9 protein-coding genes are annotated in these 6,279 nt (G+C 47.1%); all 9 read left to right on the plus strand.

From position 1 onward, the window contains the following. Nucleotides 1–237: 237 nt before the first annotated feature. The 9 genes from QUA47_RS29845 to QUA47_RS29885 all read left to right on the plus strand — a co-directional run bounded on the left by QUA47_RS29845 (nucleotide 238) and on the right by QUA47_RS29885 (nucleotide 6,225). Nucleotides 238–420 carry a hypothetical protein gene (locus QUA47_RS29845; protein WP_333433481.1) on the plus strand — a complete coding sequence of 61 codons (183 nt, stop codon included), beginning with the start codon at nucleotides 238–240 and terminating at the stop codon, nucleotides 418–420. After that, nucleotides 417–641, plus strand: a complete 225-nt coding sequence (locus QUA47_RS29850) for an SDR family NAD(P)-dependent oxidoreductase (RefSeq protein ID WP_333433482.1) — start codon at nucleotides 417–419, stop codon at nucleotides 639–641. The genes QUA47_RS29845 and QUA47_RS29850 overlap by 4 nt, the downstream gene beginning before the upstream one ends. Before the next feature lie 111 nt (nucleotides 642–752). Next, nucleotides 753–1,346, plus strand: a complete 594-nt coding sequence (locus QUA47_RS29855; protein WP_333433483.1) for a nuclear transport factor 2 family protein — start codon at nucleotides 753–755, stop codon at nucleotides 1,344–1,346. 159 nt (nucleotides 1,347–1,505) lie between these two features. After that, entirely contained in the window at nucleotides 1,506–2,174 is a 669-nt protein-coding gene (locus QUA47_RS29860) for an NAD(P)H-dependent oxidoreductase (RefSeq protein ID WP_333408148.1), read from the plus strand. Nucleotides 2,175–2,331: 157 nt separating this feature from the next. Then, on the plus strand, nucleotides 2,332–3,087 hold the full coding sequence (locus tag QUA47_RS29865) for an SDR family oxidoreductase (protein WP_333408147.1): 756 nt from the start codon (nucleotides 2,332–2,334) through the stop codon (nucleotides 3,085–3,087). 89 nt (nucleotides 3,088–3,176) lie between these two features. After that, nucleotides 3,177–3,533 (plus strand): AraC family transcriptional regulator, encoded by a 357-nt coding sequence (locus tag QUA47_RS29870; RefSeq protein ID WP_333408146.1) that lies wholly within the window; start codon nucleotides 3,177–3,179, stop codon nucleotides 3,531–3,533. A gap of 141 nt (nucleotides 3,534–3,674) precedes the next feature. Continuing rightward, a complete protein-coding gene (locus QUA47_RS29875; RefSeq protein ID WP_333408145.1) occupies nucleotides 3,675–4,589 on the plus strand; it encodes a pirin family protein in 915 nt (304 codons plus the stop codon). 113 nt (nucleotides 4,590–4,702) lie between these two features. After that, complete coding sequence (locus tag QUA47_RS29880) at nucleotides 4,703–5,725, plus strand: LLM class flavin-dependent oxidoreductase (protein ID WP_333408144.1); 1,023 nt, start codon at nucleotides 4,703–4,705, stop codon at nucleotides 5,723–5,725. Nucleotides 5,726–5,937: 212 nt separating this feature from the next. After that, nucleotides 5,938–6,225, plus strand: a complete 288-nt coding sequence (locus QUA47_RS29885; protein WP_333433484.1) for a hypothetical protein — start codon at nucleotides 5,938–5,940, stop codon at nucleotides 6,223–6,225. The last annotated feature ends 54 nt before the right edge of the window (nucleotides 6,226–6,279 follow it).

Consider the following 6,279-nt stretch of genomic DNA (forward strand, 5'->3'; position numbering starts at 1 on the left):
CAACGTATTAAATTTCACTCTAATCACGCTACTTAATGTTTCGTCACATAAAGATAATTTTTCCCGCCTACCTACTTAAGTGCTGCAAGCTATCTAATTTTGATGGGTAGATTTTGCCTGTTTCACGGAACAAAATTACCGCTTTTTGAACCATGACAACAGTTGATATGCCAACAACTGAATTCCTGGGTATTGATTTAGTCAATTACAAATCAGTATTTCATTGAGGATAGTTCTATGATGCATTCACTAGTACAAGGCAAGAATAAGTCTGGGCATGAAGGTACACCTCAGACTGATTCTCTTCACGACTCCTCAGTTAATCATGCCCTGATTGCGATCGCGCAAGAAGTCACTGAGTTGCTGAGACAAATTTACCCGATACAAACTGATGAAATTAAAACACGAGAAACAGAATGATACTGCAAGATAAAGTGGCGTTAGTCACCGGAGGCACATCGGGAATCGGTAGAGCAACAGCGTTAGCGTTCGCGCAGCGTTCCGAAGGAAAGCTTAACGAAGTTATCGCGCTCGGTGCTGCTGGAGCAAAGGTAGTATTCTCAGGCAGACGCGACGCAGAAGGTGAAAAAACCGCCAAACAGATTCGTGAAACAGGCGCTGAATGCTTATACGTCCATTGAAACAAGTTCACTAACATCACAAGAATCTGACAAATCATTTTAAGAATCTGAAAGCAGTCAAGCATTGGAATTCAAGACACTTTAGATAGATAGAACCAGGAGTATTTAATCATGGTCAAAGAGCAAACTGTAGACGGACAAGCAAATTTACAAGCAACTACCAATTTGACACCAGCCCAGGAGTATTTGCAAGCACTTTGGGAAGAGCATTTACAGTACGAGTTTGGCACTCACAGTACTGAAGATGCCCTCGCTACGATGCGTGAAGATGCTTACGTTAACCACATCCCGGTAATGACTGGGGGAGTCGAGAAACCAGCAGTGCGCGAGTTTTATTCCAAATACTTGATTTCACAGATGCCGCCCGACATGGAGTTGACCCCAATCTCGCGCACGATCGGGACTAATCAACTCGTCGATGAAATGGTGGCTAAGTTCACTCATACCATTCAGATGGACTGGATGCTACCCGGCATTGCTCCGACAGGGAAACGTGTTGAAGTGCCAGTGGTAGCGATTATCCGGTTCCGTGGCGGCAAGCTAGCCCATGAACACATCTACTGGGATCAGGCGAGTGTATTGGTTCAACTCGGCATGCTTGATCCAGGTACACTGCCCGTTGTAGGGGTTGACAGTGCGCGCAAGGTACTTGATCCGAGCTTGCCCTCAAACGCACTGATCGATCGTGCCAGCGATCGCGACTAAGTGTAGGAGCCAGCAAATATCAATGCCTAAACCCGCCATTTTGCAACCAGGATCGCAACTCGCCTGACCCAGCCACGTTCTATACCCGTGGTGAAAAAGGCTATCTGGATTATCCAGCCCTAGCAAAAGTTTAGAAACTTAGAAAACGAGATAACTCACATGAAAGTTTTGATTGTTCTTGCACACCCAGAGTCGAAAAGCTTTAACGGAGCAATGTTTCAGACAGCAATTGACACGTTCAAAGACTCTGGGCATGATGTTCAATATTCAGATCTCCATACCATGAGATTTGAGCCTGCATCCGATCGCCGCAACTTTACGTCTGTCAAAGATCCTGACTACTTTAAGCAGCAACTTGAAGAGATGTATGCAACTGAAGTTGGAGGATTCATTCCAGAAATTGAAGTTGAGATCCAAAAACTGGAATGGTGCGATCTGATGATTTGGCAATTCCCTTTGTGGTGGTTCAGTGTCCCTGCAATTTTGAAGGGGTGGGTCGATCGCGTCTTTGTTATGGGGCGTGTTTACGGTAATGGACATATTTATGAAACGGGCAGATTTCGAGGTAAGCAAGCAATGCTCTCGTTGACCACAGGTAGCACAGAAGAGGACTATCTTGCAGGCGGTTTTAACGGTGATATCCATGCTATTCTGCGCCCAATTCAGCGAGGGATGCTACAATTCGCTGGTTTTGACGTTCTTGCTCCGCAGATTGTTTATGCCCCCGTTCGCCAAACAGATGCAATTCGTCAACGTATCTTGAATGATTTTTCGCAACGATTGCGAACCATTGAACGTGAGTTGCCGATCGCCGTAGGTCAGTATTGATCGGCATGGAACTGGCAGGACTGAATTTATGGGGCACGCAGCCAGGATCGTACTCATCCTGGTTGTAGGAGGCGCTTCTTATTGCTGGCTCCTACACGTATTGCTCATTGAGTTTTTGACAAAGTGACACAGCCATTCACAACAAGAGGTAACTATCATGATGCTTAAAGACAAGGTTGCTTTAGTGACGGGAGGAACATCGGGCATTGGTAGAGCAACCGCGATCGCTTACGCCCAACAACAAGCAAAGGTGGTGGTGGTGGGTCGTCGAATTGATGAAGGTGAAGAAACTGTTCGATTGATTAAGGAAGCTGGCGGAGAGGCGATTTTTGTGCAAGCAGATGTCACAAAAGAAGCCGATGTTGAAGCAATAGTTGATAAAGCGGTGAGTGTTTTTGGTCGGTTAGATATTGCCTTTAATAATGCAGGAACTATCGGCGAAAACCCCTCATTGATTGAGCAAACAGAAGCGGAATATGATCGCACGATGAATGTCAATGTCAAAGGCGTTTGGTTGTTAATGAAACATGAAATTACTCAGATGTTGAAACAGGGAAGTGGTGCGATCGTCAATATGGCATCTGCGAATGGAGTCGTTGCATTTCCTACCTTCCCCCTCTACACCGCGAGTAAAAGTGCAGTAATAGGCTTGACAAAAGCGGCTGCGCTCCAATATGCCAAAGCAGGGATTCGCATCAATGTCGTTGCACCAGCGGTAATCGAAACAGATATGTTTGAAGCAGCGACAGGTGGGCAGGAGGAAGTTAGAGCTTACATGGCAGGACTTCACCCGATCGGACGGGTTGGAACACCTCTTGAAGTTGCAAATGCAGTCCTGTTTTTATCATCTGACATGGCATCGTTCACAACAGGTGCAACATTGCTGGTAGATGGTGGATATGTAGCGCAGTAGTCGATCGGCAATGCAAAATATTGCACTGATCGAATGCACGATGGCTAGCTTTTGCCTGTTTTGTTGAGCAAATTGCCAATCTTTGAACCATGCTAACAATTACAACGCCAACCCTTGAAACCAAGCGCAAAGGCTTAACACACATCCGATTACAGCAAGTGCTCGGCTATATTCGTACTCACCTTGATCGAGATTTGTCACTGACTGAGCTTGCAGAAGTGCTCAATATTAGCCCGACTTACTTTGCAAGTTTGTTTAAGAAAACAATGGGAATTTCTCCCCGTCAGTACGTGATTCAACAGCGCGTGGAACAGGCAAAGTTGATGCTATCGAAAACAGATTTGGCGATCGCAGACATTGCCCTACAAGTAGGCTTCTCCAGTCAAAGCCATTTGACGCAGCACATCAAGCGATTCACGGGAAAGACCCCCAAGCAGATTCGCTAGCACTATAAGAATCTGAAAAGTTGTCCTAAGAATCTGAAAGAAATCGAGTCTTGGCACTCATTACATTGAAGTTGAGTTAGGCAAGAATCTGAAGCAGAAACAGAACTAAGATTGTATCTTCGTCCACAACGTCAACTAAGAATGGATCGTACAAAAATGAGTATTCAGCAATTAATCACGCCTGAAAAGCATGACTTAGGTGGGTTTAGTGTACAGCGCATCTTACCGAGTGAAATCCTAAAAATGGTTGGACCTTTCATCTTCTTTGATCACTTAGGCCCAGCTATTTTCCCGGCTGGAAAAGGCGTCGATGTTAGACCCCATCCACACATCAATTTAGCGACGGTTACCTATTTGTTTGAAGGAAGCCTTCTGCATAGAGATAGTCTAGGTACAGTACAAGAGATTTTTCCGGGCGAGGTGAACTGGATGACAGCGGGCAAAGGTATTGTTCATTCTGAGCGATCGCCCGAGAGCTTTAGAGAGAAAGAATCTACTCTTCACGGCATTCAGACCTGGATTGCCCTCCCCGAAATCGCTGAAGAAGTTGAACCCAGCTTTTCACATTATTCGGCGACTGATTTACCAAGGTGGACTCAAACAGACACCAGCGCGACCTTGATCGCCGGTAGCTATCAGTCTCACCAATCACCAGTTAAAACCTACTCTGCTACTCTTTACCTAGCGCTCGTTTTCACGGAGGGTAGTCAATTTCAGCTAGCGCCAATAGAAGGTTTAGAAAGGGCAGTTTATAGCGTCACATCCGGCCTATTCGTAAATGGAAAGCCTTTAGAGCCATATCGTCTAGCCGTTTTAGCGCCGGATGAATCAGTAAATATCAGTGCGGGGGCTGAGGCAAAAGCAATGATTATCGGCGGGGCACCAGTGGGCGATCGCACAAAGTATTGGAACTTTGTGTCGAGCCGCTCAGCGCGTATCGAGCAGGCAAAACGAGATTGGCAAGACCGCCGCTTCCCGGCGGTTCCCGGTGAAACTGAATTCATTCCGCTCCCTGATAATTCAGATCGTGGTAGTAGCGCGCCCCCTCTGAGTTGATGATGGTTAGGCGTTCTTTGCTGAGCGAGAGAACAGTAGCTTAACTCGTACAGCAAGGCTTTCTACTATTTCGGATTAAGTCTATTTCATTCGCAAAACGCTTGGGAAATGATATGGAAGTCGGAATTGACAGTTTTGCCTCGGTTGGAACGAGTGAAAATGGTGAAACGGCGGATGCCACGCAGTCTGTCGCCGAACTGCTGGAGAGAATAGAGCAGGCGGATCGTTCCGGCTTGGATATCTTCGGTATCGGCGAGCATCATCGGCATGAATTTTTAGATTCGGCAAACGCGGTTATTCTCGCCGCTGCCGCCGCACGCACCGAGCGCATCCGTCTAACCAGCGCGGTTACGGTGCTGAGCGCGGCTGACCCGGTACGTGTGTTTCAACAATTCGCCACGCTCGATTTGATTTCAAAAGGTCGCGCCGAAATGGTTGTCGGGCGCGGATCGTTCACCGAAGCCTTTCCGCTATTTGGATTTAGTCTCGGCGATTACGACGAGATTTTCGCTGAGAAGCTCGAACTCTTGCTCAAAATTCGGGACAATGAAACAGTCGATTGGTCGGGCAAATTTCGCCCCGCGCTGGAAAACCAAGCAATTTATCCGCGTCCGCTGCAAAAACCGTTTCCCATCTGGATCGGGGTCGGCGGTACGCCGCAATCCTTTCTCCGCGCCGGAATGCTTGGACTGCCGCTCGTGGTTGCCATTATCGGCGGCGAAACGCATCGCTTTCGCTCGCTCGTAGATTTATACCGCGATGCTGGAGCGCGCGCCGGGTACGCGCCCGAAACATTAAAAGTTTCATTGCATTCAATCGGTTATGTCGCCGACACGACTGAACAAGCCGTTGAAGAATTTTTTCCGGGCTACGCCGAAACCTTCACTAAAATTGGCAGAGAGAGAGGCTGGCCGCCTGTTACGCGTGCCGATTTTGACGCGCAGCGCGGCGCGACCGGCGCGTTACTCGTCGGCAGTCCCGAAGAAGTGGCGGAGAAAATCCGCCGTCATAGCGAATCGCTCGGCGGCATTTCGAGAGTAACTTTTCAAATGGACAACGCGCAGATGAACCACACCCAACTGATGCGCTCCATTGAACTGATTGGAATGCAAATGTCGCCACTCTTAAACAATTGAAATACCTTAACGATCGATGGCGGATATACAGCGAGTTGATTTTTGATTGTGGACTCACAGTGAATTGATCCATTTCAAGAGAGAACAACCGGACTTGATTTTACGAGAAATAGAATGATACTTCAGAATAAGGTGGCGTTATTCACCAGTTGTCATTCTCTATCTTGGCATTGTGTCTACCCAGTATTCTGATGTCTCTGGAGATTGAATCAATGGCAGTTTTGAAACAATTTGGGTTTCTATTTGCTTTGGGCAGTGCGGGAATTGCGATGTTGATGATTACGTCGGTTCCATTAGTTGAGCAACAGTTGGCGAAACTGTCTCCAGAAAGACTGGCAAAAGTTCCGCCACTGTGGGTTTTAATGCTGCTGCAAGGACTACAGCTTACAGTTCTACTGGCAATCAGCATTCTGATTGGAATTGGCTGTGCCTATCGCGTTGGATTACGCTCACATTTGATTGACTACTGGGTACTTCATACCCCAATACGGTTCAGTTAAGGGCTAGGCAGTGCTTAAAACAATAAATACAGGAGGATTCATTATTATTCCAGT

Origin of the sequence: Microcoleus sp. MON2_D5 (genome assembly GCF_036701905.1) — a bacterium.
Taxonomy (GTDB): Bacteria; Cyanobacteriota; Cyanobacteriia; order Cyanobacteriales; family Microcoleaceae; genus Microcoleus.

Bases quoted from the DNA above. Each gene is read 5' to 3' on its own strand.
- QUA47_RS29845 (WP_333433481.1), top strand. From the start codon at position 238: ATGATGCATTCACTAGTACAAGGCAAGAATAAGTCTGGGCATGAAGGT.
- QUA47_RS29850 (WP_333433482.1), top strand. From the start codon at position 417: ATGATACTGCAAGATAAAGTGGCGTTAGTCACCGGAGGCACATCGGGA.
- QUA47_RS29855 (WP_333433483.1), top strand. From the start codon at position 753: ATGGTCAAAGAGCAAACTGTAGACGGACAAGCAAATTTACAAGCAACT.
- QUA47_RS29860 (WP_333408148.1), top strand. From the start codon at position 1,506: ATGAAAGTTTTGATTGTTCTTGCACACCCAGAGTCGAAAAGCTTTAAC.
- QUA47_RS29865 (WP_333408147.1), top strand. From the start codon at position 2,332: ATGATGCTTAAAGACAAGGTTGCTTTAGTGACGGGAGGAACATCGGGC.
- QUA47_RS29870 (WP_333408146.1), top strand. From the start codon at position 3,177: ATGCTAACAATTACAACGCCAACCCTTGAAACCAAGCGCAAAGGCTTA.
- QUA47_RS29875 (WP_333408145.1), top strand. From the start codon at position 3,675: ATGGATCGTACAAAAATGAGTATTCAGCAATTAATCACGCCTGAAAAG.
- QUA47_RS29880 (WP_333408144.1), top strand. From the start codon at position 4,703: ATGGAAGTCGGAATTGACAGTTTTGCCTCGGTTGGAACGAGTGAAAAT.
- QUA47_RS29885 (WP_333433484.1), top strand. From the start codon at position 5,938: ATGGCAGTTTTGAAACAATTTGGGTTTCTATTTGCTTTGGGCAGTGCG.